Annotated in this window: 42 protein-coding genes; 2 read left to right on the top strand and 40 right to left on the bottom strand. The window is 47.7% G+C overall.

Translation table 11 applies throughout. The features are described 5' to 3' along the window. Positions 1-185: 185 nt before the first annotated feature. Both AN963_RS20150 and AN963_RS20145 read right to left on the bottom strand, forming a co-directional pair. A complete protein-coding gene (locus tag AN963_RS20150) occupies positions 186-419 on the bottom strand; it encodes a hypothetical protein (protein ID WP_055746239.1) in 234 nt (77 codons plus the stop codon). A gap of 123 nt (positions 420-542) precedes the next feature. Next, entirely contained in the window at positions 543-1,187 is a 645-nt protein-coding gene (locus AN963_RS20145) for a stage II sporulation protein M (RefSeq protein ID WP_055746238.1), read from the bottom strand. A gap of 127 nt (positions 1,188-1,314) precedes the next feature. On the opposite strand from AN963_RS20145, the gene pdaB reads away from it, so the two are divergent. After that, positions 1,315-2,079, top strand: a complete 765-nt coding sequence (gene pdaB, locus AN963_RS20140; RefSeq protein ID WP_055746237.1) for a polysaccharide deacetylase family sporulation protein PdaB — start codon at positions 1,315-1,317, stop codon at positions 2,077-2,079. 41 nt (positions 2,080-2,120) lie between these two features. On the opposite strand, the gene AN963_RS20135 is transcribed toward pdaB, so the two are convergent. Next, complete coding sequence (locus AN963_RS20135) at positions 2,121-2,708, bottom strand: KinB-signaling pathway activation protein (RefSeq protein ID WP_055746236.1); 588 nt, start codon at positions 2,706-2,708, stop codon at positions 2,121-2,123. A 125-nt stretch (positions 2,709-2,833) separates the two neighbouring features. On the opposite strand from AN963_RS20135, the gene gerD reads away from it, so the two are divergent. Further along, entirely contained in the window at positions 2,834-3,463 is a 630-nt protein-coding gene (gene gerD / locus AN963_RS20130) for a spore germination lipoprotein GerD (RefSeq protein ID WP_055746235.1), read from the top strand. A gap of 118 nt (positions 3,464-3,581) precedes the next feature. Here gerD and AN963_RS20125 read toward each other — a convergent pair whose 3' ends face one another. The 37 genes from AN963_RS20125 to rplC form a co-directional block, all read right to left on the bottom strand. After that, positions 3,582-4,694 carry a P-loop NTPase gene (locus AN963_RS20125; protein WP_055746234.1) on the bottom strand — a complete coding sequence of 371 codons (1,113 nt, stop codon included), beginning with the start codon at positions 4,692-4,694 and terminating at the stop codon, positions 3,582-3,584. A 107-nt stretch (positions 4,695-4,801) separates the two neighbouring features. Beyond that, positions 4,802-5,518, bottom strand: a complete 717-nt coding sequence (gene cwlD, locus AN963_RS20120) for an N-acetylmuramoyl-L-alanine amidase CwlD (protein WP_269084400.1) — start codon at positions 5,516-5,518, stop codon at positions 4,802-4,804. Positions 5,519-5,645: 127 nt separating this feature from the next. Further along, the gene (gene rpsI / locus AN963_RS20115) at positions 5,646-6,038 is read right to left on the bottom strand and encodes a 30S ribosomal protein S9 (RefSeq protein ID WP_005828788.1); all 393 of its coding nucleotides are present in this window, start codon (positions 6,036-6,038) and stop codon (positions 5,646-5,648) included. Positions 6,039-6,058: 20 nt separating this feature from the next. Beyond that, the gene (gene rplM / locus AN963_RS20110) at positions 6,059-6,496 is read right to left on the bottom strand and encodes a 50S ribosomal protein L13 (RefSeq protein ID WP_055746233.1); all 438 of its coding nucleotides are present in this window, start codon (positions 6,494-6,496) and stop codon (positions 6,059-6,061) included. Between the two features lie 251 nt (positions 6,497-6,747). After that, positions 6,748-7,482 (bottom strand): tRNA pseudouridine(38-40) synthase TruA, encoded by a 735-nt coding sequence (gene truA / locus AN963_RS20105; RefSeq protein WP_055746232.1) that lies wholly within the window; start codon positions 7,480-7,482, stop codon positions 6,748-6,750. After that, a complete protein-coding gene (locus AN963_RS20100; protein WP_055746231.1) occupies positions 7,479-8,276 on the bottom strand; it encodes an energy-coupling factor transporter transmembrane component T family protein in 798 nt (265 codons plus the stop codon). The genes truA and AN963_RS20100 overlap by 4 nt, the downstream gene beginning before the upstream one ends. Before the next feature lie 2 nt (positions 8,277-8,278). Further along, complete coding sequence (locus AN963_RS20095; RefSeq protein WP_055746379.1) at positions 8,279-9,151, bottom strand: energy-coupling factor transporter ATPase; 873 nt, start codon at positions 9,149-9,151, stop codon at positions 8,279-8,281. After that, positions 9,127-9,978, bottom strand: a complete 852-nt coding sequence (locus tag AN963_RS20090) for an energy-coupling factor transporter ATPase (protein ID WP_055746230.1) — start codon at positions 9,976-9,978, stop codon at positions 9,127-9,129. Before AN963_RS20090 ends, AN963_RS20095 begins: the two co-directional genes overlap by 25 nt. A 199-nt stretch (positions 9,979-10,177) precedes the next feature. Continuing rightward, the gene (gene rplQ / locus AN963_RS20085; protein WP_055746229.1) at positions 10,178-10,537 is read right to left on the bottom strand and encodes a 50S ribosomal protein L17; all 360 of its coding nucleotides are present in this window, start codon (positions 10,535-10,537) and stop codon (positions 10,178-10,180) included. Between the two features lie 58 nt (positions 10,538-10,595). Further along, positions 10,596-11,540, bottom strand: a complete 945-nt coding sequence (locus AN963_RS20080; RefSeq protein WP_049742248.1) for a DNA-directed RNA polymerase subunit alpha — start codon at positions 11,538-11,540, stop codon at positions 10,596-10,598. Between the two features lie 157 nt (positions 11,541-11,697). Further along, positions 11,698-12,099 carry a 30S ribosomal protein S11 gene (gene rpsK, locus AN963_RS20075; protein ID WP_055746228.1) on the bottom strand — a complete coding sequence of 134 codons (402 nt, stop codon included), beginning with the start codon at positions 12,097-12,099 and terminating at the stop codon, positions 11,698-11,700. A 16-nt stretch (positions 12,100-12,115) separates the two neighbouring features. Continuing rightward, the gene (rpsM, locus tag AN963_RS20070; RefSeq protein ID WP_055746227.1) at positions 12,116-12,484 is read right to left on the bottom strand and encodes a 30S ribosomal protein S13; all 369 of its coding nucleotides are present in this window, start codon (positions 12,482-12,484) and stop codon (positions 12,116-12,118) included. Between the two features lie 21 nt (positions 12,485-12,505). Further along, positions 12,506-12,619: a 50S ribosomal protein L36 gene (gene rpmJ, locus AN963_RS20065; protein WP_003333770.1), complete on the bottom strand. Its 114-nt coding sequence runs from the start codon at positions 12,617-12,619 to the stop codon at positions 12,506-12,508. A gap of 34 nt (positions 12,620-12,653) precedes the next feature. Continuing rightward, complete coding sequence (gene infA / locus AN963_RS20060; protein WP_023558720.1) at positions 12,654-12,872, bottom strand: translation initiation factor IF-1; 219 nt, start codon at positions 12,870-12,872, stop codon at positions 12,654-12,656. Positions 12,873-12,987: 115 nt separating this feature from the next. Beyond that, a complete protein-coding gene (gene map / locus AN963_RS20055; RefSeq protein ID WP_055746226.1) occupies positions 12,988-13,734 on the bottom strand; it encodes a type I methionyl aminopeptidase in 747 nt (248 codons plus the stop codon). Between the two features lie 6 nt (positions 13,735-13,740). Further along, positions 13,741-14,385, bottom strand: coding sequence for an adenylate kinase (locus AN963_RS20050; protein WP_055746225.1), 645 nt, complete (start codon positions 14,383-14,385; stop codon positions 13,741-13,743). Positions 14,386-14,446: 61 nt separating this feature from the next. Further along, positions 14,447-15,742, bottom strand: coding sequence for a preprotein translocase subunit SecY (gene secY, locus AN963_RS20045; protein WP_055746224.1), 1,296 nt, complete (start codon positions 15,740-15,742; stop codon positions 14,447-14,449). Then, on the bottom strand, positions 15,742-16,182 hold the full coding sequence (gene rplO, locus AN963_RS20040; RefSeq protein ID WP_055746223.1) for a 50S ribosomal protein L15: 441 nt from the start codon (positions 16,180-16,182) through the stop codon (positions 15,742-15,744). Before rplO ends, secY begins: the two co-directional genes overlap by 1 nt. 32 nt (positions 16,183-16,214) lie before the next feature. After that, the gene (rpmD, locus tag AN963_RS20035; RefSeq protein ID WP_007716270.1) at positions 16,215-16,400 is read right to left on the bottom strand and encodes a 50S ribosomal protein L30; all 186 of its coding nucleotides are present in this window, start codon (positions 16,398-16,400) and stop codon (positions 16,215-16,217) included. Positions 16,401-16,416: 16 nt separating this feature from the next. After that, complete coding sequence (gene rpsE, locus AN963_RS20030) at positions 16,417-16,914, bottom strand: 30S ribosomal protein S5 (RefSeq protein ID WP_055746222.1); 498 nt, start codon at positions 16,912-16,914, stop codon at positions 16,417-16,419. Between the two features lie 18 nt (positions 16,915-16,932). Further along, entirely contained in the window at positions 16,933-17,295 is a 363-nt protein-coding gene (gene rplR / locus AN963_RS20025; protein ID WP_055746221.1) for a 50S ribosomal protein L18, read from the bottom strand. 32 nt (positions 17,296-17,327) lie between these two features. Beyond that, the gene (gene rplF, locus AN963_RS20020; RefSeq protein ID WP_055746220.1) at positions 17,328-17,864 is read right to left on the bottom strand and encodes a 50S ribosomal protein L6; all 537 of its coding nucleotides are present in this window, start codon (positions 17,862-17,864) and stop codon (positions 17,328-17,330) included. Between the two features lie 37 nt (positions 17,865-17,901). Beyond that, entirely contained in the window at positions 17,902-18,300 is a 399-nt protein-coding gene (gene rpsH, locus AN963_RS20015; protein ID WP_055746219.1) for a 30S ribosomal protein S8, read from the bottom strand. A gap of 27 nt (positions 18,301-18,327) precedes the next feature. Further along, on the bottom strand, positions 18,328-18,513 hold the full coding sequence (locus tag AN963_RS20010; RefSeq protein WP_007716256.1) for a type Z 30S ribosomal protein S14: 186 nt from the start codon (positions 18,511-18,513) through the stop codon (positions 18,328-18,330). A 24-nt stretch (positions 18,514-18,537) separates the two neighbouring features. Next, positions 18,538-19,080 (bottom strand): 50S ribosomal protein L5, encoded by a 543-nt coding sequence (rplE, locus tag AN963_RS20005; RefSeq protein WP_055746218.1) that lies wholly within the window; start codon positions 19,078-19,080, stop codon positions 18,538-18,540. Between the two features lie 27 nt (positions 19,081-19,107). Further along, complete coding sequence (gene rplX / locus AN963_RS20000; protein ID WP_055746217.1) at positions 19,108-19,422, bottom strand: 50S ribosomal protein L24; 315 nt, start codon at positions 19,420-19,422, stop codon at positions 19,108-19,110. Positions 19,423-19,471: 49 nt separating this feature from the next. Further along, on the bottom strand, positions 19,472-19,840 hold the full coding sequence (rplN, locus tag AN963_RS19995; RefSeq protein WP_049742236.1) for a 50S ribosomal protein L14: 369 nt from the start codon (positions 19,838-19,840) through the stop codon (positions 19,472-19,474). 42 nt (positions 19,841-19,882) lie between these two features. Continuing rightward, the gene (rpsQ, locus tag AN963_RS19990) at positions 19,883-20,149 is read right to left on the bottom strand and encodes a 30S ribosomal protein S17 (protein ID WP_055746216.1); all 267 of its coding nucleotides are present in this window, start codon (positions 20,147-20,149) and stop codon (positions 19,883-19,885) included. Between the two features lie 22 nt (positions 20,150-20,171). Beyond that, a complete protein-coding gene (rpmC, locus tag AN963_RS19985) occupies positions 20,172-20,369 on the bottom strand; it encodes a 50S ribosomal protein L29 (protein ID WP_055746215.1) in 198 nt (65 codons plus the stop codon). After that, the gene (gene rplP, locus AN963_RS19980) at positions 20,359-20,793 is read right to left on the bottom strand and encodes a 50S ribosomal protein L16 (RefSeq protein ID WP_055746214.1); all 435 of its coding nucleotides are present in this window, start codon (positions 20,791-20,793) and stop codon (positions 20,359-20,361) included. The genes rpmC and rplP overlap by 11 nt, the downstream gene beginning before the upstream one ends. A 2-nt stretch (positions 20,794-20,795) precedes the next feature. After that, the gene (rpsC, locus tag AN963_RS19975) at positions 20,796-21,458 is read right to left on the bottom strand and encodes a 30S ribosomal protein S3 (protein WP_055746213.1); all 663 of its coding nucleotides are present in this window, start codon (positions 21,456-21,458) and stop codon (positions 20,796-20,798) included. 13 nt (positions 21,459-21,471) lie between these two features. Further along, positions 21,472-21,804 carry a 50S ribosomal protein L22 gene (rplV, locus tag AN963_RS19970; RefSeq protein WP_055746212.1) on the bottom strand — a complete coding sequence of 111 codons (333 nt, stop codon included), beginning with the start codon at positions 21,802-21,804 and terminating at the stop codon, positions 21,472-21,474. Between the two features lie 29 nt (positions 21,805-21,833). Next, entirely contained in the window at positions 21,834-22,115 is a 282-nt protein-coding gene (gene rpsS, locus AN963_RS19965; RefSeq protein ID WP_007716246.1) for a 30S ribosomal protein S19, read from the bottom strand. Between the two features lie 49 nt (positions 22,116-22,164). Next, a complete protein-coding gene (gene rplB, locus AN963_RS19960) occupies positions 22,165-22,995 on the bottom strand; it encodes a 50S ribosomal protein L2 (protein WP_055746211.1) in 831 nt (276 codons plus the stop codon). Positions 22,996-23,027: 32 nt separating this feature from the next. After that, positions 23,028-23,318: a 50S ribosomal protein L23 gene (gene rplW / locus AN963_RS19955; protein WP_007716243.1), complete on the bottom strand. Its 291-nt coding sequence runs from the start codon at positions 23,316-23,318 to the stop codon at positions 23,028-23,030. Continuing rightward, positions 23,318-23,941, bottom strand: coding sequence for a 50S ribosomal protein L4 (rplD, locus tag AN963_RS19950; protein ID WP_055746210.1), 624 nt, complete (start codon positions 23,939-23,941; stop codon positions 23,318-23,320). The genes rplW and rplD overlap by 1 nt, the downstream gene beginning before the upstream one ends. Before the next feature lie 20 nt (positions 23,942-23,961). Then, positions 23,962-24,591: a 50S ribosomal protein L3 gene (gene rplC / locus AN963_RS19945; protein WP_055746209.1), complete on the bottom strand. Its 630-nt coding sequence runs from the start codon at positions 24,589-24,591 to the stop codon at positions 23,962-23,964. Positions 24,592-24,723: the final 132 nt, after the last annotated feature.

Below are 24,723 nucleotides of genomic sequence, written 5' to 3'. Positions count from 1 at the left end.
TCTGGTTCAAAGCTGGCAAATCATTTAATGATAGACTCATCAACGCTTTCGCTGTTCAGTTTTCAAGGAGCAATCATGTTGTTCTAACGCCCTCAAGCCTCATCGTATTTGTTACGCCGTCTTAAGGACAAGAACTAATCTATCACGTTCCCTATCTTGGAGTCAATACGTTTTTTAAAAAAATTTCAGGTGAAATTTTCGTCCCCTATTTTTCTGCGTCTCACGTACTTCGAAAGCTCATTGGGAGAGGCTATTCTAGCGTACATCCGAAACATAATCGAGTACCGTTCCTCCATCGCACGCTTTACCAAATAATCGATACGTTTATCACTAAAGTCCAGCAGCATCTCTTCCAATTCCCGCTTTATCAGATACTCCAGTTCTTGAACTTCTTTCGTGTTAAACAAAAACCCTAGCAATGAAATCGACCTCCGCCTAACGAGTCTCCCCTCTATCCTTTCCAAGGGAATTCAACCCTATTCAAAAATAAAAGCCCTCCGTTTAGGAAGGCTTCAATATTTTCACTATTTCTCACACAAAAATTATTTCATCACGTTTATTTTCATTTGGTCTCCTATCAATCCATTAATGATAAACGGAGTAATAGAGCTTTCTACAATCGCTGCAATCAGTAACAATACAATCACAGTGATCACGGCAACTGGAAATTGCTTCAGAGTATCATACCAGTCATTTTTCAAACGATCTACCTTGTGTGGTTGAAATAGAACACCTACGGACCGGAAGCTCAACAGCCCCAAGCGGATCCCAATGCCCGCTGCAAAAAGCACTGCTGGTAGCTCAAAGATTCCATGCGGCAAAATTCCTGCGCCAAACATTAGCCAAGGGCTAACCCCTACGGATTTGGAAAGGATGAAGCCCAACAAAATTCCGTTGGCCACCAATCCAATTATGGGAAAGAATGCAAAGAACAATCCCAGTGCCATCATCATCAAAGCACTGACAACGTTATTGGAGAAAATCATCCAAAATGTAGCGAATACACCGCCACCACTTTCTTTAATCCGATCCACAATTTCCTTCAGCTGCCCCATGAGTTCACTCACCATTGACTCCACCATGGGTGCCTGCAAATATCCAATTAGTCCGCCACCAATAAACAGCAAACATGCGGCCAGGAAGAACCGTCTATTGTCCAACCACAACCGCCGCAAATGATTTTTCATGAGCCACGCTCCTTTTACAGCCTGGTACTACCACTATATGCATTGTACCTCAACAATAGCCAACAGGCCAAAGAATATCCTTGTCTTACATGCATAAACTGTTATCGGACAAAGGAGGTGCTTTTCCATGAGATGGATCTACGTAGTGAGTGCACAACGCTTGAAACAAATTCTGATCATTGTAACAGCCATACTGTTGACTGCGGGAATTGGCTATGCTGAGCGTGATACGATCGCGGCCTTTTCAGGTGGAAATCAAGCTCCACAAGCCATCTACAAAGTAGACACCAAAGAGAAAAAGATCGCCCTGACATTCGACATCAGCTGGGGAGAAACGCGCACGGTACCCATCCTAGATATTCTGAAGGAAAAGAATGTGACCAAGGCTACTTTGTTTTTATCTTCTCCGTGGAGTCAACGTCATCCTGAAATCGTCAAACGCATTAAAGAAGACGGCTTCGAAATTGGCTCACACGGACACAAGCATGATAATTACAGCAAATACTCGGATGAAGAAATCCGCTCCCAGATCGGTAAGGCGGACACCATTCTCACCGAAATGACGGGTAAAAAGCCAAACCTGATCCGGATGCCCAATGGGGATTTCGACAAACGCGTCTTGCAAATCGCCGGTGGCATGGGGTATTCCGTCATCCAATGGGACACAGACTCCAAGGATTGGATGAATCCAGGTACAGAGACTATCATCAACAACGTATTATCAAAAGCTCACCCTGGTGATATTATTCTGATGCACGCGAGCGACTCCTGCAAAGAAACGCATTTAGCTCTCCCCGTCATCATCGACAAGCTACGCCAGCAAGGCTATGAATTCGTCACCGTATCTGAGCTCATCACAGGTACGGACGTGAAGAGCAAAGAGATCCATTAATTCCTATCCAGCTACATACAAAAAAGCTGACCTACTTTGGGTCAGCTTTCTCTTTTTACAAGACGATGTAATTGCATGACTTGCCAGACGTTGCAAAACAATAAAGGAACCAGCATGGACAACGTGGAATGGACATCGACTTCTTTGAGTGCTGGAATCCACTCAAGCGCTGTGACGACGAACATAAAGAACAACGTAGGAATCCATGCGGTACGGTTGGTCAAATTTGATTTTCCAAAAGCCGTTACCACCGCTACAATCAGCAAAAGGATCGGTTCAACGAGAAAAGGCCCAATGGATCCGCCATCCCCCAGTGAGGTATAGCGCAGATAAATCATATCAAAAAATACAAAGACGACGAGAAACACTTGGACACTTTTCCACATCGCAGGCGTTTTAAAGATGGTCTTCGCAAAATAATTAATCGTCATATACGCAAAAAAACCCATTTGGGCCACAATACTGATGGTCATCCCATACAACACGTACATAAGAGTGCCTACAAAAAAGTTGCCTGCACTGCTTTCCGTCAATTTTTCCAAGTCAAAAATAAAGGCGACTAATGCACCACCCAATCCGCCAAGCAGTAGGGTAGTGAAAAAAAGCCAGCCATACTTACGCAAACTCACCAAACATTCCCTCCCATCCACATCGAATATGATTGTACCAATGCATGCAAGAAAATACTAGCGTAAGAACAAAACAAAATGCACACGTTACTTGTAGGCAGAGTAAAGAAGGAGGTGTCCACCCCATGGGAAAAAAGGCAATGGCTTTTTGGCTATCACTAGCTGTCTGTCTGCTCATGACGAGTTGCTCATCAAGCGGCGGAGCAAAAAGTACGTCTCAGCCTGATTATAAAAGCACGAAAGACATGGTGCTGGACATTTTGCAGACCGACGAAGCCAAAAAATCGGTTGAAAAAATGATGAAGGACGAAAAGTTCAAGCAAAATGTCGTGATGGACGAATCCACTGTGCGCACTACCTTGATTCAAAGTTTGACTGATCCAAAAAGCACGCAGATCAAAGACGCATTCAAAGATCCTAAATTCGCCAGCACGTTAGCCAAGTCCATGAAAAATGAGCAAAAGACACTTATGAAGGACTTAATGAAGGATCCGGACTACCAAAAAGAGCTCATCAGCGTGATGAAGGATCCCGAGTTTGAAAAAAACCTGATGGATCTCATGAAAAGTTCCGCATACCGTCAACAAACCATGCAGGTTATGAAGGAATCCATGAAAAGCCCTCTGTTTCAGGAGGAAATGATGAAGCTTATGACCAAAGTTCAAGAGGAAATGACCAAACCAAAAGAGCTTAAACCAAAGAAAAACAAAGGCAAAAAGAGCGGTGGAGGCGGAGGGCAGAGTTCCACAAAGTAATAAGCGGACGCTGAGGCGCTTCTCCATACGCCCCGGAATTATAAGCGATCGAGCTTATAAATTCCTATCCGTGAAAAAGGTGAGCTCTTTTGAAGGAGCCCACCTTTTTGTTTTCTTTTTATTGTTTAACTGCGCTTTCGCATTTCTCAGCGACGCGTTTCGCCATATCCATGTAGATCTGTCCGATTGCTGATTGCTCCCGGTAAATTGATGGAGAGTAATCGGGTTCAGATGGATGGTTGTCAGGCTGTCCCAACGGAATTTGTGCCAGCAGCTCGCTTGTAAGCGTTTCTGCCAGTTTGGCACCTCCACCACGTCCAAACACGTATTCCTTTGAACCATCTTTTGCTTCGTACCAAGCCATGTTTTCCACGATCCCGAGAATTTCATGTCCCGTACGCTTTGCCATGGCTCCAGCGCGAGCAGCAACAAAGGCAGCCGTCGCGTGAGGTGTTGTCACGACGATTTCCATGCTTTGCGGGATCATCGTATGAACGTCCAGCGCCATATCCCCTGTTCCTGGAGGCAAGTCCAGCAGCAAGTAATCCAGTTCTTCCCCCCAATGAACTTCGGAGAAGAAATTGCGCAGCATTTTACCCAGCATCGGACCTCTCCAAATAATCGGGGAGTTGTCTTCTACAAAAAAGCCCATAGACATAACTTTTACGTTCATTCGTTCTACAGGCAGGATGGTTTCCCCGATAACCGTCGGACGCTGTTCGATGTTCATCATATCGGGAACACTAAAGCCGTAAATATCCGCATCAATGATTCCGACCTTTTTGCCCATGCGAGCTAACGCAACAGCCAGATTGACGGTAACGGTCGATTTCCCTACGCCACCTTTTCCGGAAGTAACTGCGATAAAAGTTGTTTTGGAATTCTTGTCCAAAATGGGATTGAGTACAGGTGCTTGTCCGGGCGTCATATTGTGAGTCTGTCCCGCTCCGCCTCCGCGCAACTGTGCACTGAGAGCAGCACGTTCATCATCTGTCATGGCTCCAAACTGCAGATGAACATCTTCTGCACCCAATGCGCGTAATGCAGCAATGACATCGTCCTCGATCTTTGCTTTCAGCGGACAGCCTGTAATAGTCAGTACAACGGTGAGACTGACGGTACTGCCTTCAATACGGATGTCACGAATCATATTTAGTTCAACCAGGCTGCGGTTAATTTCCGGGTCTTTTACGTCACGCAGTGCCTCAAGAACTTGTTCTTTGGTCAACATCTTGTTCACCTCATCTATTGTCTTTTCAATGAATGCCACCCTGTAGCTATGATGTTCGCGCGTTCATTATAGCATATTCGCTCCCGAGGAACACGAAGCCCGAGTCCTCAAGGTGTAATTAGAGCCTTTTCACCAGAGTATTGACGTAAAATCCCTTGGTAGATCGCGTTCGCCATTGCTTTTTGATAATCCACCGATTGGAGCTGCTTGGCCTCCTGCGTATTGCTCACAAAACCGACTTCCACTAATACAGCCGGACATGTCACTTCCCGAATGAGAAAAACGTTTTCTGTCTTGCTGGGTACTCGATTTGTGTTCCCCATCACACGCTTGATCTCATCCTGGATGAGGTATGACATCTCTTCGCTTTTCTTGTAAGCCGGTGAGTAAAAGGTTTGTGCACCAGACCATTTAGGCGACGGGATCGCATTTACGTGAATACTGATGAGAAAATCCGGTGTGTTCTCGTTGACGAGTTTGACCCGATTGCGAATATCCTCTGACTTGCGCTTCCGGTTAGAATCCGCGTCGGGCGAAGCCAAATCCTTGTCCTCTTCCCTGGTCATGACGACATAAGCGCCTGACTGTTGCAGAAAGTCGCGCAAATACATGCTTATCGCAAGTGTGACGTCCTTTTCCACTACGTCTCCCGATGAAGATGTTGCGCCTCCGTCCTTCCCTCCATGTCCGGCATCAATGGCAATCACTGTCCCAGCCAGTGGAAGCGACCACGCCGTCCAGGAGGAGCGATCAGGCGTTTCATAGGTGAACAACACCACCAGTAAGGCGAAAGCCAAAATCCAGCCAATCCCTTTTCGTGTCACCGTGTATCGTCCCCTTTGTCCCATTCTCGTATCCATCATATGGACAAAGCTGGCCAATTATGACCATGAGGACAAAGGAAAACCCCCTGCCTGTAAACAGACAAGGGGTTGAATCCAGCAACAGCAATTAGCGCTTGGAGAATTGAGGTGCGCGACGAGCTGCTTTCAAGCCGTATTTTTTACGCTCTTTCATACGAGGATCGCGAGTCAGGAAGCCAGCGCGTTTCAGAGCGCCGCGCAGTTCCGGATCTGCTTTCAACAGAGCGCGAGCTACGCCGTGACGGATTGCACCAGCTTGACCAGTGGTTCCGCCGCCGTTTACGTTAACCAGAACATCGTAACGACCGAGGGTTTCAGTCAGAACGAGTGGTTGTTTTACGATCAATTTCAGTGTTTCCAAACCAAAGTAAGTGTCCATTTCACGCTTGTTGATCACAATGCGACCTTCACCTGGAACCAGGCGAACGCGTGCAACGGAGTGCTTACGACGACCTGTACCGTAGTATTGTACTTGTGCCACGTATATTTCCTCCCTTTACCTTAACCGCGAATTTGCCAAACTTCTGGTTTTTGTGCTGCATGCGGGTGCTCAGTTCCAGCGTATACTTTCAGCTTGGTGAACATTTGACGTCCCAGGCTGTTTTTAGGCAGCATGCCTTTTACAGCCAGTTCGAACAGACGATCTGGTCTCTTGTTCAGCATGTCGCCAGCAGTGGTCTTTTTCAAACCACCTGGATACAGGGAGTGAGTGTAGTAGATTTTGTCTTGCAATTTTTTACCTGTCAGTTTTACTTTGTCAGCGTTGATTACGATTACGAAATCGCCAGCATCAACGTGAGGAGTAAATTCAGGTTTCAGTTTGCCGCGCAGGATCGAAGCTACTTCGCTAGCCAGACGGCCAAGCGTTTGACCTTCTGCGTCAACGATGTACCATTTACGCTCAACTTCGAGCGGTTTCGCCATATATGTGGTACGCATGTTTGTCCCTCCTAAGTATCTTACCTTACACATTCACATTTACTTATAACCAATACAACCGAAACTTGCAAATGGAAGTTATTGCTTCGTAACGGGTGAGCAACTCTTCCAGGTGTTTCATCACGAACTTGTCTTTCAATCCCGGGGCTAGAGTGGGGCTAGCGGGGTTAAAATACCAAGGATTATCGTACTACATGTGATGGGTCAGAGTCAAGTGCCTACACCTGCTCTATTAATTGGAAATTGAATTGCTAGTAGACGACTTCCCACATCGTTAATCCTTTAGCGGGTGCTGTTTTACCAGCCATTTCCCGATCACAGGCTACGAGAATGTCCTGAAGCTCATCGGGCTGACGTTTGCCTTGCCCGACTTCCACCAATGTTCCTACTATGATTCTCACCATATTGTACAAAAAGCCATTCCCCCGGCAGGTCACCCAGACCTCATTCCCCAAGCGCTCGACGGTCAATCCATAGACGGTCCGGACTTTGTCCTCCACATAGGTCTTCGCCGAGCAAAAAGAAGTAAAGTCGTGTTCCCCCTCCAAATGGTGGGCAGCCTGTTGCATGGCCTCTACATCGAGCGGAAAGCGAATATGATCCGCGTACCGATGACGAAATACATCTGCTACAGGGTTGTTATCGATACAATAGCGGTATTCCTTTACCTGTACATCAAAACGGGCGTGAAAGGTCGTCTCCGCCTCTTCGATCGAGCGAACCACAATCGAGTCAGGCAATTGATTGTTCAGCACAAAACCCCATTTTTCCAATGGAATGTTGCTAGCCGTATCAAAATGAATGACCTGACCACGCGCATGGACACCCGCATCGGTACGCCCAGAACCAGCTATCTGGGCCTCCTCGCCCGTGATTCGCTGCAGGGCTGCTTCGATCTCTCCCTGTACCGTTACTTGATCAGGCTGCACCTGAAAGCCACTAAAATCGGTACCGTCGTAAGCTACGACACATTTGAGCCTTCTCAAGAACGCCACCACCCTATCACAACCATCAAGAGAACACCTGCCACAACCACGCATGTATCCCGCCAGGAAAAAGCCAGCTTATTCAGCCTCGTCCTCCCGACACCACCTCGATAGCCACGAGCCTCCATCGCCAAAGCGAGCTCCTCAGCACGACGGAACGCGCTGATAAACAGCGGAATCGCGATCGGAACTAAATTCTTTGCACGACGAACGAGGTTGCCGCTGGAAAAATCAGCTCCTCTGGCTGATTGTGCCTTGATGATCTTATCCGTTTCTTCCATGAGCGTCGGAATAAAACGAAGCGCGATCGACATCATGAGCGCGATCTCATGTACAGGAACACCAATCTTCCCAAAGGGGCCGAGCAAGCGCTCCAGTCCTTCCGTCAAGTCAATAGGAGAGGTCGTCAACGTCAACAAGGAGCTGATCAGGACGAGAAGTCCCAATCGCAAGGAAATAAAGATCGCTTGTCGAACGCCTTCTTGCTCAATCGTGAAACTTCCCCATTGATAATAGACGGTCCCACCTTTTGTAATGAAAATATGAAGGACAACCGTAAACAGGATTAAAATCCAGACTGGCTTCAAGCTTTTCAAAATATAGGAGAGAGAGAGTCGAGATAACAACGCCGTAAAAAGCGTAAACGCGATGAGTACCGAGTAAGTTACCATATTGTTCGCCAAAAATACCAAAGTAGCAAAAAGGATGATAAAGAGCAGTTTGCTCCGTGGATCCGCACGATGGAGAAAGGACTGTCCCGGCACGTATTGACCAATCGCAATATTCTGCAGCATGCCTAACTCTCCTTTGGCACGGACAGCCGTTTTTGCAAATGGTCAATCAGCTCTTCTTCCCGATAAAGGGAATGTGGCAGATGTGCGTTGTCCGGCAACAATTGATTCATAAGGGAAACTATCGCAACTGTTTCCGGTACATCGAGAGACAGTTGCTTCAACAAATCAGCTTGCATAAATACCTCACTCGGTGTTCCCTGCAAGACAACTTGTCCAGCCGCCATCACGAGTAAATAATCCGCATAACGAGCTGCTTCTTCCATACTGTGTGTGACCAGCAATGTCGTCAGTTGCTGTTCCCGATGAATGCGATTGATGCCCTCCAGAATCGCCTTTCGACCGGAAGGGTCCAGTCCTGCTGTCGGCTCATCCAATACAAGTACTTTCGGCTGCATGGCCAGTACCCCCGCGATCGCAACACGCCTCATCTGCCCGCCACTCAACTGGAAAGGAGAACGATCTTTTATCGTTTCATAATCGAGTCCGACGATCTCCAATGATTCCCGCGTCCGTGATTCAACCATTTCCGCTGGCAAATCAAAATTGAGTGGTCCAAAAGAGATGTCTTTGGCTACAGTCTCTTCAAACAACTGATGCTCAGGATACTGAAAAACCAGACCAATATCTTTTCGTCGAGCATGAGGCAGTCGCTGGGAAGGTGTTATGACCGCGTCTCCTAGAAGAATTCGGCCAGAAGTCGGTGCAAGCAACCCGTTCAGATGCTGAATTAAGGTAGACTTGCCGGAGCCGGTTTGTCCAATAATGCCAACAAAAGAACCTGACGGAATCGTCAAGGAAATCTCATTGAGGGCAAGTCGTTCAAACGGTGTTCCTTTCCCGTACAAGTGGCTTACTTGGTCAAAAGTAATCTGCATACGTGCTCCACCAGCTCCTCTTGGTGCAGTACAAACGGTAGATGAATTCCCTTGGCAGCGAGTGCATACCGTATTCGAACGGAAAACGGTACATCCAACCCGGCTGACTGGAGTCGCTCTACCTGACTGAATACGTCATGCGGTGACCCTTCCATCAGGACTTCTCCAGCATTCATAACAGTCACCCGATCAGAAAAGACAGCTTCCTCGGGAAAATGCGTGATGTTGATGATCGTAATGCCCTCTTCACGGTTGAGACGGCGAGCCAGCATCATGACTTCCTGACGCCCCTGTGGATCCAGCATAGCAGTAGCTTCATCTAAAATGATGACAGACGGTCTCATCGCCATGATTCCTGCGATCGCCACCCGTTGCTTTTGTCCGCCGGATAAACGGTGCGGCTGTGCCATCAGATACTTTTCCATCCCTACCGAGAGCAACGCTTCGTCAATTCGCTTACGCATCTCCTGAGGGTCCACACCCATGTTTTCCAGGCCAAATGCCACGTCGTCCTCGACAGTAGCTCCGACAATTTGATTGTCCGGATTTTGAAAGACCATTCCCACATGTCTGCGGATCTCCCACAGCATTTCTTCGTCTTTGGTATCAAAACCGCTAACGAGTATGACGCCGTCTTCTGGCAAAAGCAAAGCGTTCATGAGCTTTGCCAGAGTGGATTTTCCCGAGCCATTGTGTCCCAGTACGGAAACAAAAGTGCCTTTTTCGATCGTCAGGTCTACGCTTTTAAGCACCGGTACTCGCTGTCCCTCATCCCCATCGTAGGAAAAAGAAACATTACGAAATGCCAGCAAGCTCTCCTCATTCATGAGGCGTTCACATCCTCCCCAGCCTTCACAGGGAAATGAGCAGCAAAACAATAGAATTCATATTTCTCTAGATAAAGGAAAAAAGGGTTGAATCAGAGTCCAGCCTATGACCAGATCTGCCCCCACCCTTTTCGCGGTTGTTTCAGGTCAGGGAACAAGTCCCATGTCCTTGGTGAAACGACCAGATTGTATGGATCTATTAAACCAATTCGATGTAAGCCATCGGTGCAGCATCGCCACGACGAGGGCCGGTTTTGAGGATACGAGTGTATCCACCGTTACGCTCTTTGAAACGAGGAGCGATTTCATCGAACAGTTTTTGAACTGCATCGCGACCTTCTTCGTTCGCTACTTCTTTACGAACGAAAGCAGATACTTGACGACGAGCGTGCAGATCGCCACGTTTCGCGAGCGTAATCATTTTCTCAGCGATTGGGCGCAATTCTTTCGCCTTCATCTCTGTAGTTTCGATGCGCTCGTTGATGATCAGGTCAGTTACCAAGTCGCGGAACAGCGCTTTACGAGCATCGCTACGACGACCCAATTTACGTTGTGCCATGTTCTTACCTCCCTCTTACTCGAGAGAACAGAGCGTGCTTTCGGGTATACTAATGTCTCTAGTCGTCGCTGCGAAGGGACAGGCCCAACTCAGCCAACTTTTCTTGTACTTCTTCCAGAGATTTGCGTCCCAGGTTGCGCACTTTCATCATGTCCTCTTCGGTCTTCTGCGTCAGCTCTTGCACGGTGTTGATACCGGCACGCTTCAAGCAGTTGTAGGAACGAACAGAAAGATCGAGCTCTTCGATAGTCATCTCGAGCACTTTCTCTTTCTTGTCTTCTTCCTTTTCCACCATGATTTCTGCATCTTTCGCCTCGTCGGTCAGACCGACAAACAGGTTCAAGTGCTCCGTCATGATTTTGGCGCCGAGGCTAACGGCCTCTTCCGGACTGATGCTGCCGTTTGCCCAAACCTCAAGGGTCAACTTGTCATAGTTGGTCATTTGCCCTACACGGGTATTTTCCACTTGATAGTTAACACGCTTGATCGGCGTGTAGATCGAATCAATCGGAATCACACCAATCGGTAGATCCTCCGATTTATTTCCATCTGATTGAACATAACCACGACCACGTCCAGCTGTCATGCGGATATGCAGACGACCGCCATTGGCCAACGTTGCAATATGAAGATCAGGGTTTAAGACCTCCACATCACTGTCAGCACGGATATCTCCCGCTTTGACAACGCCTTCGCCTTCTGCATCGATCTCGATTACTTTTTCTTCATCGGAATGGATCTTCAGCGCCAAGCCTTTGATGTTCAGGATGATCTCGGTTACATCTTCAACGACGCCTTCAACCGTAGAGAACTCGTGAAGAACCCCATCGATTTGCACGGTACGAACTGCCGCGCCTGGCAAGGACGAAAGTAGAATTCGTCTCAGCGAGTTGCCAAGGGTAGTTCCATATCCACGCTCAAGAGGTTCTACAACAAACTTTCCGTACGAGTTGTCGTCGCTAACTTCCACAACCTCGATTTTTGGTTTTTCTATTTCTATCATTAAACAAAACCCTCCTTCAAAACGTCGAAATCCTTGGGTGGGCCGCATACGTGCCCACTCAGGAATTTCCCCGGCGGTTTACCGTTTGCGTGCATGACAAGCTATAAATCAGAATTTACCATTCTAGTATGGACATGTTCTGAACGATATAAACCAGTTACACGCGGCGACGTTTTGGTGGACGGCAACCGTTGTGCGGAATTGGCGTCACGTCTTTAATCATGTTCACTTCAAGACCAGTAGCTTGCAGGGAACGGATCGCAGCTTCACGACCTGCACCAGGGCCTTTTACTGATACTTCAAGAGAACGCATGCCGTGTTCCATCGCAACACGAGCAGCCGATTCAGCAGCCATTTGCGCAGCAAATGGAGTGCTTTTGCGGGAACCCTTGAAACCGAGGGAACCAGCACTGGACCAAGAGATCGCGTTTCCGTGTGGATCAGTGATCGTCACAATCGTGTTGTTGAATGTGGAGCGGATGTGTGCTACGCCGACTTCCACATTTTTGCGATCACGACGACGGGTACGAGCAGCTGTAGCCTGTTTTCTTTTCGCCATGTCAGATTACCCTCCTTTACTTCTTCTTGTTAGCTACTGTACGGCGTGGACCTTTACGCGTACGAGCATTTGTTTTTGAGCGTTGACCGCGAACAGGGAGCCCACGACGATGACGAATACCGCGGAAGCAGCCGATTTCCATCAGGCGCTTGATGTTCAGGGAGATCTCACGACGGAGATCGCCTTCCACCTTCACGGTTTTGTCAATGTACTCACGAAGTTTAGCAACTTCTTCTTCTGTCAGATCACGAACACGAGTGTTCGCACTTACGCCAGTGGCGGACAGAATTTTTTGAGACGTGGGGCGGCCAATACCAAAGATGTAGGTAAGAGCGACTTCAGCGCGTTTTTCGCGCGGCAAGTCAACGCCTGCAATACGTGCCATGTGTAAAAAGCACCTCCTTGTTTACCCTTGTTTTTGCTTATGCTTAGGATTTTCACAAATAACCATTACGTTACCTTTACGACGGATAACCTTGCATTTCTCGCAGATCGGTTTAACCGAAGGTCTCACTTTCATGGTTCTTGCCTCCCTTTTCTAGGGGTTTTACTAACTATTTATAGCGGTACGTAATACGTCCGCGGGTTAAGTCGTACGGCGACAGTTCAACAGTTACTTTATCCCCAGGCAGGATACGGATAAAGTGCATGCGGATTTTTCCGGAAACGTGAGCAAGGATCTTATGTCCATTCTCTAATTCTACCCGAAACATAGCATTAGGCAAAGGTTCGATTACCGTACCTTCCACCTCAATTACATCATCTTTTGCCATGGTAAACTCTCCTTTCTTCTGCTCTTCAGTCAGACCATGAGTTTTGCGAAATGATCACACAACGAACTTATCGTCGACACGTTGGACGACAATCCCAATCTAAAGGAATCCTCGTTTACGCCCGTGTAAAAATCTCATAGCCATCTTCCGTAATCGCGATGGTGTGTTCAAAATGAGCACATGTTTTCCGATCCACTGTTACTACCGTCCAATTGTCCTCCAATGTGCGGACATAACGTTCGCCGGCATTTACCATTGGCTCAATTGCCAACACCATGCCTGGTTTCAACCGTGGACCTCGATCTGGAGGGCCATAGTTAGGAACCTGCGGATCTTCGTGCAAGTTTTGCCCAATCCCATGCCCCACATACTCGCGAACGAGTGTGAAGCCGGCAGCTTCTGCATGAACCTGAATCGCATGTGAGATATCAGACAATCGTGCACCCGGTATCGCTTTTTCAAGCCCCTTGAACAACGACTCTTCTGTTACTCGCAAGAGATTCTGATTTTCTGTAGAAATTGTGCCTACCGGACACGTCCAAGCGGAGTCTCCATGGTAGCCCTCAAACTGGGCACCGATGTCTAGACTGATGATGTCTCCCTCTTGTAACGTCCGTTTTCCTGGGATCCCGTGTACGAGTTCTTCATTGACTGAAGCACAGATACTTCCTGGAAAGCCACCGTAGCCTTTGAATGACGGAACCGCGGCCATGCTACGGATAAACGTCTCGGCAATTTCGTCAAGTTGCTTCGTCGTGACACCAGGCTTGATGGCCTTGGCCAGTTCTTGATGGGTGAGTGCGACGATACGACCAGCTTCGCGCATAACCTCAAGTTCTGCTTTCGACTTTAGGATAATCATTCGCAATTACCCTCGCAACAAAGACTTAATTTCCGCAAACACTACCTGGATATCTTGTTCCCCATTGATATCTCGCAGGAGCTCCTGAGCGGAGTAATAATCGATGAGTGGTTGTGTCTGAGCAATGTTGACATCAAGTCGTTGTGCTACCACTTCCGGCTTGTCGTCTTCACGCTGATACAGTTTGCCACCATCTTTATCACACACGCCAGCCTCTTTTGGAGGGTTGAACATCGTATGATAGCTAGCTCCACACACTGGGCAGATCCAGCGACCGGTCAGACGTTCAATCAGCAGTTCCCTACGAACATTGATATTAATCACATGATTAATATCGCGTCCCAGCTCCTTTACAGTAGCTGTCAACGCTTCCGCCTGCGGAACGGTGCGAGGAAATCCATCTAACAGGAATCCTTTTTCGCAGTCGTCCATCGACAGACGTTCCCGCACAATCCCGATGACAACCTCATCGGGAACGAGCAGACCTTTATCCATATAGGATTTAGCCTCTAGTCCGAGCGGCGTTTCATTTTTGACCGCTGCTCGGAACATATCACCAGTCGAAATGTGCGGGATGTCAAACTCTTCAATGATTCGTTCTGCCTGTGTACCTTTACCAGCGCCAGGCAGCCCCATCAGAATTATATTCACGTCCATTCCCTCCGTCCCATAAAGAAAAGCTTACAGAGGCTTTTCTGTAAAAACATAGGTATTACTTGATGAACCCTTGGTAGTGGCGCTTGATCATCTGGCTTTCGATCTGTTTCATCGTATCCAGGGCAACCCCGATTACGATCAACAGCGAAGTACCACCGATGTAAATCGACTGCGGCAGATTCGCCAACTTGCTGAAGAAGAACGGCAAGACGGAAATCAGCATCAGGAAGAGAGCGCCCGCCAATGTTAAGCGGTTCAATGTACGAGTAATGTACACCTCAGTGTTTTTACCAGGTCGAATACCAGGAATGTAACCGCCATTTTTCCTCATGTTCTCTGCCATTTGTACAGGATTCATCTGTACAAAGGTGTAGAAGTAGGTAAACCCGATAATCAAGATGGCGTACAGCGCCATTCCAAGCGGTGCACTGACTTGGAAGTTTTGATAAATCCAGTTGGCAATACCTGTTCCAGATTGATCAACCCAGAACTGAGCAATTGTCGAAGGGAAAATTACGAGCGAGATGGAGAAGATGACAGGAATAACACCAGCAGAGTTGATTTTCAGTGGAATGTGGGTAGATTGACCACCGTACATTTTCCGTCCAACCACGCGCTTAGCATATTGCACTGGAATCTTACGCACACCTTGCTGCATAAAGATAACCCCGACAATAATAGCGAGGATCACCAGCAAGATAATCACAACTTTGACGATGCTGAAGAAAATGTTTTGGGATGGATCAGCAAACTGAGTGGAATAGATCGTCTCAATTCCACCAGGGATGTTCGCGACGATACCGGAAACGATCAGGATCGAAATCCCGTTACCGATTCCTTTCTCAGTAATCTGTTCACCCATCCACATCAAGAACGCGGTACCTGCTGTCAGTGTCAACGCAATGAGTGCATAGCTGCCAACGGACGTATCCTTCAACAAGCCAGGCGCCATATTGTTGAAACCAATTGTCATCCCGATGGATTGAATCGCACCGAGAATAATTGTACTGTAGCGGGTAACCGTAGCGATCTTGCGTCGACCAACCTCTCCTTCACGTGACCATTGCGTAAGCTTTGGAATCACGTCCATCGACAACAGCTGCATGATAATCGACGCCGTAATATACGGCATGATACCCATGGCAAAAATCGAGAAATTTTTCAGAGCTCCACCCGAAAAGGTGTTTAACAATCCAAGCAAGTGGTTTGTGTTCTGCTGAAACAACTCGACGTTTACGTTAGGAACTGGTACAAAACTTCCGATTCGGAACACTACCAACATCATGAGCGTAAACAGGATTTTACGACGCAGGTCGCTAATCTTAAAAATGTTAGTAAAGGACGCTAACATTAGATCACCTCGGTTGTTCCACCGACTTGTGCGATCTTCTCAGCAGCAGCTCCGGAGAACTTGTGAGCTTTTACAGTCAGCTTCACTGTCAGTTCGCCGTTAGCAAGAACCTTAACACCGTCGCGCAGCGCACTGATAACACCAGTTTCTTTCAGAAGCTCAGGTGTTACTACAGTACCCTCTTCAAAACGGTTCAGCGCGTCCAGGCTAACAATCGCGTATTCTTTACGACTGATGTTAGTGAAACCGCGTTTAGGCAGACGACGGTACAATGGGTTTTGACCACCCTCGAAACCTGGGCGTACGCCGCCACCGGAACGAGCGTTTTGACCTTTGTGACCTTTACCAGCAGTTTTGCCAGTACCGCTACCGATACCGCGACCGATGCGCTTACGAGTGTGACGGGATCCTTCTGCAGGTTGCAGTTCATGCAATTTCATACGTTGCACCTCCTAACTCTTGAGATGTTCAATTATGCTTCTACTTCTTTCACTTCAACCAAGTGCTTCACTTTGAAAACCATTCCACGGATTGCAGCGTTATCTTCCTTCACTACAGTGGAGTTGATTTTGCGAAGACCCAGTGCTTTCACAGTGTCCTGTTGATCGACAGTACGTCCGATCAGGCTGCGTTTGAGGGTGATTTGCAATTTTGCCATTTTCATTCCCTCCTTATTAACCCAACAACTCGTCAACAGTCTTACCGCGCAACTTCGCGACATCTTCCGCTGTTTTCAGACGGCCCAGGCCTTCCAGCGTAGCGTTGACCATGTTGATAGGATTGTTCGAACCAAGAGATTTGCTCAGTACGTCGCCCACACCAGCCAGCTCGAGTACGGCACGGATAGGACCACCCGCGATAACACCAGTACCAGCAGAAGCAGGCTTGATGAGAACTTTACCGGCACCAAATTGGCACAGAACTTCGTGCGGAACAGTTGTTCCTCTCATTGGTACACGGATCAATTTTTTCTTAGCGTCGTCAATCGCTTTGCGAATGGCGTCTGGAACTTCTTGAGCTTTACCCATACCAGCACCTACATGGCCGTTACGGTCACCCACAACAACCAGGGCGCTGAAGCTCATGCGACGTCCACCCTTAACCGTCTTAGCTACGCGGTTAACGGCGACTACTTTTTCTTCGAGCTCTAATTTGCTAGGGTCGATACGCATTCCTTACCCTCCTTGTTGTTAGAATTGCAGACCAGCTTCGCGAGCTGCTTCTGCCAGTGCTTTAATACGTCCATGATAGATGTAACCGCCGCGGTCAAAAATCACTTCAGTTGCACCTTTTTCTTGTGCACGCTTAGCGATCAGTGTACCAACAGCTGTAGCAGCTTCCACGTTAGCGCCATTTTTCAGGCCCAGCTCTTTATCCAGAGAAGATGCAGATACCAGAGTTGCTCCAGTCGCATCGTCAATCAGTTGAGCGTAGATGTGCTTAGAAGAACGGAACACGTTCAGACGCGGGCGAATGGTAGAACCAATCACGCGTTTGCGGATGCGCAGGTGACGTTTTTTCCGAGCTTTGTTTTTATCAGCTTTCGTAAACATTAAGCGGCCTCCTTTCTCATGAAGCTAGAAGCTTATTTACCTTTTTTACCTTCTTTACGACGAACCACTTCATCACTGTACTTAATACCTTTACCTTTGTATGGCTCAGGTTTACGCAGTGAACGGATTTCAGCGGCAATTTGTCCTACGCGCTCTTTGTTGATTCCTTTAACCACCAGAGTGGTTTGGTTTGGCACGTCGATTTCGATACCAGCTTCAGGAGTTACCTCAACTGGATGGGAGAAACCGAGAGAAAGTGTTACACCGGAACCGGTTTTCGCTGCACGGTAACCTACACCGACCAGCTCAAGAGTGCGAGTAAAACCTTCGGATACGCCTTTTACCATGTTGGCAACAAGCGCACGAGTCGTACCGTGAAGGGAACGATGCAGTTTGTTGTCGCTAGGACGCTCTACTACTACTTCGTTCTCAGCGATGTTGATTTTAATATCTTCATGAAAGTTACGAACGAGTTGACCCTTAGGGCCCTTTACCGTCAGCTCAGTTCCGTTCAGAGTGAGGGTAACGCCTGCAGGTACCACGATCGGTTTTCTACCGACACGAGACATGTGGTGCACCTCCTGTGCTTTTCTTCAATCTATTGAATTACCAGATGTATGCTAGTACTTCTCCGCCAACTGCTGCTTGACGAGCTTGCTTGTCCGTCATTACACCAGTGGATGTGGAGATGATCGCGCAACCGAGGCCACCCAAAACCTTTGGAACTTCATTGTTCTTTGCATAAACACGAAGACCTGGTTTAGAGATACGTTTCAGACCTGTGATTACACGCTCGTTCTCAGCACCATATTTCAAGAAAACGCGGATGATTCCTTGTTTGTTGTCCTCAACAAACTCCGCATCGCGGATGAATCCTTCTTCTTTCAGAATGCGCGCGATTTCCTTTTTAATGGTAGACGCCGGGATTTCCACTTTCTCGTGGCGAACCATGTTGGCGTTACGAATGCGTGTCAACATATCTGCGATTGGATCAGTCATAACCATGAGAGAAAACCTCCTTCCCGTTTCAAATTACCAGCTTGCTTTTTTCACGCCTGGAATTTGACCTTTATAAGCAAGTTCACGGAAGCAAATACGGCAGAGTTTAAATTTGCGCAATACGGAGTGAGGACGTCCGCAACGCTCGCAACGTGTGTACGCGCGTACTGCAAACTTCGGCTCCCGCTGTTGCTTGATGATCATTGATTTCTTTGCCACATTCTTCCCTCCTTACGATTGGGTTTATTTACGGAATGGCATACCCATTTGAGTCAGCAATTCACGTGCTTCCTCATCCGTTTTCGCGGAAGTGACAATTACGATGTCCATACCGCGTACCTTGTCAATTTGATCGTACTCGATCTCAGGGAAGATCAGTTGTTCCTTCAGACCAAGTGTGTAGTTACCACGGCCGTCAAATGCCTTGGAAGAAATTCCACGGAAGTCACGGACACGCGGAAGAGATACGTTCATCAGTTTGTCGAGGAATTGGTACATACGCTCGCCGCGCAGAGTAACCTTCGCACCGATCGGCATACCTTCACGCAGTTTGAAACCAGCGATGGATTTCTTAGCGCGTGTTACTACAGGTCGTTGACCAGCGATGATTTGCAGGTCTTCCACTGCAGTATCCAAGGATTTAGCGTTAGCTACCGCTTCGCCTACACCCATGTTGATGATGATCTTTTCAACTTTCGGCACTTGCATGATGGACGAGTAGCTAAACTTGCTCATCAAGCCAGGCACGATTTCATTGGTATACTTTTCTTTCAGTCTTGTTGCCATCTAAGGACATCCTCCTTTCCAACCTGACTACTTGTCGAGTACTTCGCCAGACTTTTTCGCAAAACGAACTTTCTTGCCGTTCTCCAATACTTTGTAACCGATGCGAGTAGCTTTTCCGGACTTCGGATCGATCAAAGATACGTTGGAAACGTGAATCGCTGCTTCTTGAGTCACAATGCCACCTTGCGGGTTAGCTTGAGACGGACGGCTGTGTTTCTTTACGAGGTTGATACCTTCAACCAGAACGCGTTCTTTCTTCGGATAAGCAGCGAGAACGCGACCTTTTTTGCCTTTATCTTTACCCGCATTTACGATAACAGTGTCGCCTTTTTTAACGTGCATCGCTTGGTGCACCTCCTATCGAACAAACTGCCTGAGTTTTTCCGTTCAATTAGATAACCTCTGGAGCCAGAGAGATGATCTTCATGAAATCTTTCTCGCGAAGCTCACGAGCTACAGGTCCAAAGATACGAGTACCACGAGGGGATTTATCATCTTTGATAACTACAGCCGCGTTTTCATCGAAACGGATGTAAGAACCATCTTGACGACGAACGCCACTCACTGTGCGTACTACAACTGCTTTAACTACTTGACCTTTCTTGACAACGCCGCCGGGTGTAGCGGATTTAACGGAGCACACAATAACATCACCGATGTTCGCCGTTTTGCGACCGGAACCACCCAGAACCTTGATGCACATGAGTTCCTTAGCACCGGAGTTGTCAGCAACAGCCAATCTCGTCTGAGTTTGGATCATTTACTGTTCCTCCTTTCGGAATTGTTTATCCGAAAATCAATCTTATACGATTACTGCCTCTTCGACGATACGTACCAAACGAAAACGTTTGTCTTTGGACATTGGACGTGTTTCCATGATTTCTACGATGTCGCCCACTTTAGCCGTGTTGTTCTCGTCGTGAGCCTTGAACTTTTTGGAGAATTTCATGCGTTTACCGTACAATGGGTGTGTCTTGTAAGTTTCAACAAGAACAACAATGGTTTTATCCATCTTGTCGGAAACGACGCGACCTACAACGGTTCGACGCATATTGCGATCTGCGGTCATCGTTCAAACCTCCTTCCTTTAATTAGCCGATTCCCAATTCTCTCTGGCGTAGGATGGTTTTCGCACGTGCGATATCCTTACGCACTTGTTTGATACGAGATGTGGTTTCGAGTTGACCCGTAGCCAGCTGGAAACGAAGGTTGAACAACTCTTCTTTCAAAGAAGTAACGTTTTGTTCGATCTCGGCAGTGGTCAAATTACGGTACTCATTAGCCTTCATGTGCGTCACCACCCACTTCTTCACGCTTCACGAACTTGCACTTGATAGGCAGTTTGTGCATAGCCAGACGCATAGCTTCGCGAGCGACTTCTTCAGGAACCCCAGCAAGTTCAAACATGATCTTGCCTGGCTTCACTACCGCTACCCATTTCTCAGGAGAACCTTTACCGGAACCCATCCGTACTTCGAGCGGTTTTTGTGTAACTGGTTTGTCAGGGAAGATTTTGATCCAAACTTTACCACCACGTTTGATGTAACGAGTCATCGCGATACGAGCAGCCTCGATCTGACGGTTCGTTACCCAAGATGGTTCCATTGCTTGCAATCCGTATTCACCGAACGCAATAGTAGTACCGCCTTTTGCGTTACCAGCCATTTTTCCGCGGTGTTGTTTACGGTGTTTCACGCGTTTTGGCGTCAACATGATTACTTGCCTCCTTCCTCAGTAGCGACGTTCTTTCTCGCTGGAAGGACTTCTCCACGATAGATCCACACTTTTACACCGATACGACCATAAGTGGTATGTGCTTCAGCAGTACCGTAGTCGATGTCAGCACGCAGTGTGTGAAGCGGAACAGTACCTTCGCTGTAACCTTCAGAACGTGCGATGTCAGCACCGCCAAGGCGACCGCTAACCAAAGTTTTGATACCTTTTGCGCCAGAGCGAAGCGTACGAGTGATCGATTGCTTTTGCGCACGGCGGAAAGAAATGCGGTTTTCCAATTGGCGTGCAATATTTTCAGCTACCAGAGTAGCATCCAGGTCAGGACGTTTTACTTCGTTGATGTTGATATGAACGCGTTTGCCAGTCAGTTCAGTAAGGGATTTACGCAAAGTTTCAACTTCTGCTCCACCTTTACCAATTACCATACCAGGCTTAGCGGTGTGAATCGTAACGTTCACGCGATTAGCTGCGCGTTCGATTTCGATAGTGGATACTGCAGCATCTTTCAGACGCCCTTTTACATACTTACGGATTTTCAAGTCTTCGTGCAACAGTGTTGCGAAGTCCTTATCAGCGTACCACTTGGACTCCCAGTCACGAATAACTCCGATCCGAAGACCGACCGGGCTTACCTTTTGACCCACACGTAATCCCTCCTTATTTCTCGTTTAGTACCACTGTAATGTTGCTCGTGCGTTTATGGATGCGGCTAGCGCGACCCATAGCGCGCGGACGGAAACGCTTCAACGTAGGACCTTGATCCACGAAGATTTTGCCAACAACCAAGCTATTTGGATCCAGCTCGAAGTTATGCTCAGCGTTTGCAATAGCGGACTTCAGTAGCTTTTCAACAACCGGAGAAGCTGCTTTAGGCGTGTGTTTCAAGATCGCCAAAGCTTCACCTACTTGCTTGCCTCTGATCAAGTCAACCACCAGGCGGACTTTACGAGACGCGATGCGAATATTGCGTGCAACTGCTTTTGCTTCCATCTTTGTACCTCCTCTCTGTCAAGAGAAAATTAGCGCTTCTTGGATTTCTTGTCGTTGTCGACGTGACCCTTGAAGGTACGAGTTGGTGCGAATTCACCCAATTTATGACCAACCATGTCTTCTGATACGTAAACTGGTACGTGTTTGCGGCCATCATAAACTGCAAACGTGTGTCCAACGAAATCAGGGAAAATGGTGGAACGACGGGACCAAGTTTTGATCACTCGCTTCTCGTTCTTTTCATTTTGCTCGTCAACTTTTTTCATCAAGTGGTCATCCACGAAAGGACCCTTTTTTAAGCTACGTCCCATTAGTGAACCTCCCTTCGCCAAAGGCGTTCGGTTATAGTATCAGCCTAGCTTACTTCTTGCGACGGCGGATAATGTACTGATCGGATTTGTTTTTCTTCTTCCGAGTTTTGAGACCCAGAGTTGGTTTGCCCCAAGGAGTAACAGGTGCTTTACGTCCGATTGGAGCGCGACCTTCACCACCACCGTGTGGGTGATCGTTAGGGTTCATTACGCTACCACGTACAGTCGGGCGAATACCCAACCAGCGGGAACGTCCTGCTTTACCAATGTTCAGCAGTTCATGATCTTGGTTACCTACTTGACCGATGGTAGCACGGCAAACGTTATGAATGCGGCGTGTTTCACCAGAAGATAGGCGCACGATTACGAACTCGCCATCACGACCAAGCAATTGAGCGGAAGTACCAGCTGCACGAACCAGTTGGCCACCTTTACCAGGTTTCAACTCAATGTTATGGATCGTAGTACCTACCGGGATTTTCTCCAAAGGCAGTGCGTTACCGATTTTGATGTCGGCATCTGCTCCGGATACGATCTGGTCGCCCACTTTCAGGTTGTGTGGAGCGATAATGTAACGCTTTTCACCGTCTGCATAGTTGATCAGTGCGATGTTAGCGGAACGGTTTGGATCGTATTCAATGGTTGCTACGCGACCAATGATACCATCTTTGTTACGTTTGAAGTCGATAATACGGTACTTACGTTTGTGACCGCCACCTTGATGACGAACGGTAATTCTACCTTGGTTGTTGCGTCCAGCTTGTTTGCTGAGAGGCGCCAACAAGGATTTTTCAGGAGTCGATGTGGTGATCTCCTCGAAAGTAGAAACCGTCATTTGGCGACGACCAGGAGAAGTCGGTTTAAACTTTTTGATACCCATGTTAATACCCTCCTTTTCGGTAGTCGTCGAGGTTATACTCCCTCGTAGAAGGCCAATTCTTTGCTGTCATCAGTCAGCTTAACGATTGCTTTCTTCCACTCGGATGTGTAACCGGAGTATTTTCCGTAACGTTTTGGTTTTGCAGGAACACGAACGGTGTTAACTGCTTCAACTTTTACGCCAAATACTTTCTCAACCGCTTGCTTGATCTCTGTTTTGTTGGCTTTGAGAGGTACTTCGAAAACGTACTTTTTCTCAGCCATCATATCAGTGGTGCGCTCGGTAATGACAGGGCGTTTAAGGACATCATGAAGGCTCTTCATTAGGCGAGCACCTCCTCTACTTTCGCAATCGCTTCTTTCGTTACGATTACTTTGTCATGCGCTACCAGATCCAGAACGTTAATGCCTGCAGCATCTACGATTTTTGCACCTGGGATGTTGCGGGAAGAGAGCGCTACGTTTTGATCATACTCGGAGGTAACGATCAGAACTTTGCGATCTACTTTCAAGCTGCTCAATACAGCTGTCATTTCTTTGGTCTTAGGAGCTGCGAAATTCAGAGCTTCCAGTACCAGCAGTTCGTTGTTTTGTACTTTTGTGGAGAGTGCAGATTTCAGTGCCAGACGACGAACTTTACGGTTCAGTTTGTAACCGTATTTGCGCGGAGTTGGACCGAATACAACACCGCCACCTTTCCATTGCGGAGAGCGAATGGAACCTTGGCGTGCGCGACCTGTACCTTTTTGGCGCCATGGCTTGCGGCCACCACCACGTACTTCGGAGCGGTTCTTTACATCATGTGTACCTTGACGTTGGGATGCTTGTTGCATCACGATCGCTTCGTACAGAACTGCGCTGTTAGGCTCAATCCCAAATACGCTGTCTGCCAAATCGATTTCGCCAACTTGAGAACCAGTTTGGTTATAAAGAGCTACTTTCGGCATGTCAGTTCCTCCTTTCCTAACTATTTACTCTTGACTGCCGTCGATACCAATACACAACCGTTTTTCGGACCAGGCACGGAGCCTTTTACGAGAATCAGGTTACGATCAGCATCTACTTTAATCACTTCCAGGTTTTGAATGGAAACATTGTCGCCACCCATTTGACCTGGCAATGGTTTGCCTTTAAATACGCGGTTTGGGGCTACAGCACCCATGGAACCTGGTCGACGATGGTAACGCGAACCGTGAGCCATAGGACCGCGGGATTGGTTGTGACGTTTGATCGATCCTTGGAAACCTTTACCCTTGGATACGCCAGCTACGTCAACAATATCTCCCTCGGCAAAAATGTCAGCCTTCAACTCTTGACCAACCTCAAAGTCAGCGAGGTTAACTCCGCGAATTTCGCGAACGAAGCGCTTAGGAGCAGTGTTAGCTTTTGCTGCATGTCCTTTTTCCGGCTTGTTAGCGCGCTGTTCTTTTTTGTCTTCGAAGCCGATTTGGATTGCTTCGTAACCGTCATTCTCCACATCTTTCTTTTGGAGAACTACGTTAGAACCAGCCTCGATGACCGTTACAGCGATCGCTGTTCCGTTTGGACCAAAAACTTGAGTCATTCCAAGTTTTTTCCCTAAGATTCCTTTGGTCATTTGTGCCACCTCCTGTGCTTAATTCAATAAAACGTTTTTAATGTTGTATCAAGTCCCGCCCGATGCGCAGGGGTGCCATTTCAGGGGTTTGTTGCTTGGTATAACACGCTTATCAAGACAACGTCTGCGCGT

Origin of the sequence: Brevibacillus choshinensis, assembly GCF_001420695.1 — a bacterium.
GTDB lineage: Bacteria > Bacillota > Bacilli > Brevibacillales > Brevibacillaceae > Brevibacillus > Brevibacillus choshinensis.
This window is presented reverse-complemented; position numbering and strand designations above follow the sequence as displayed.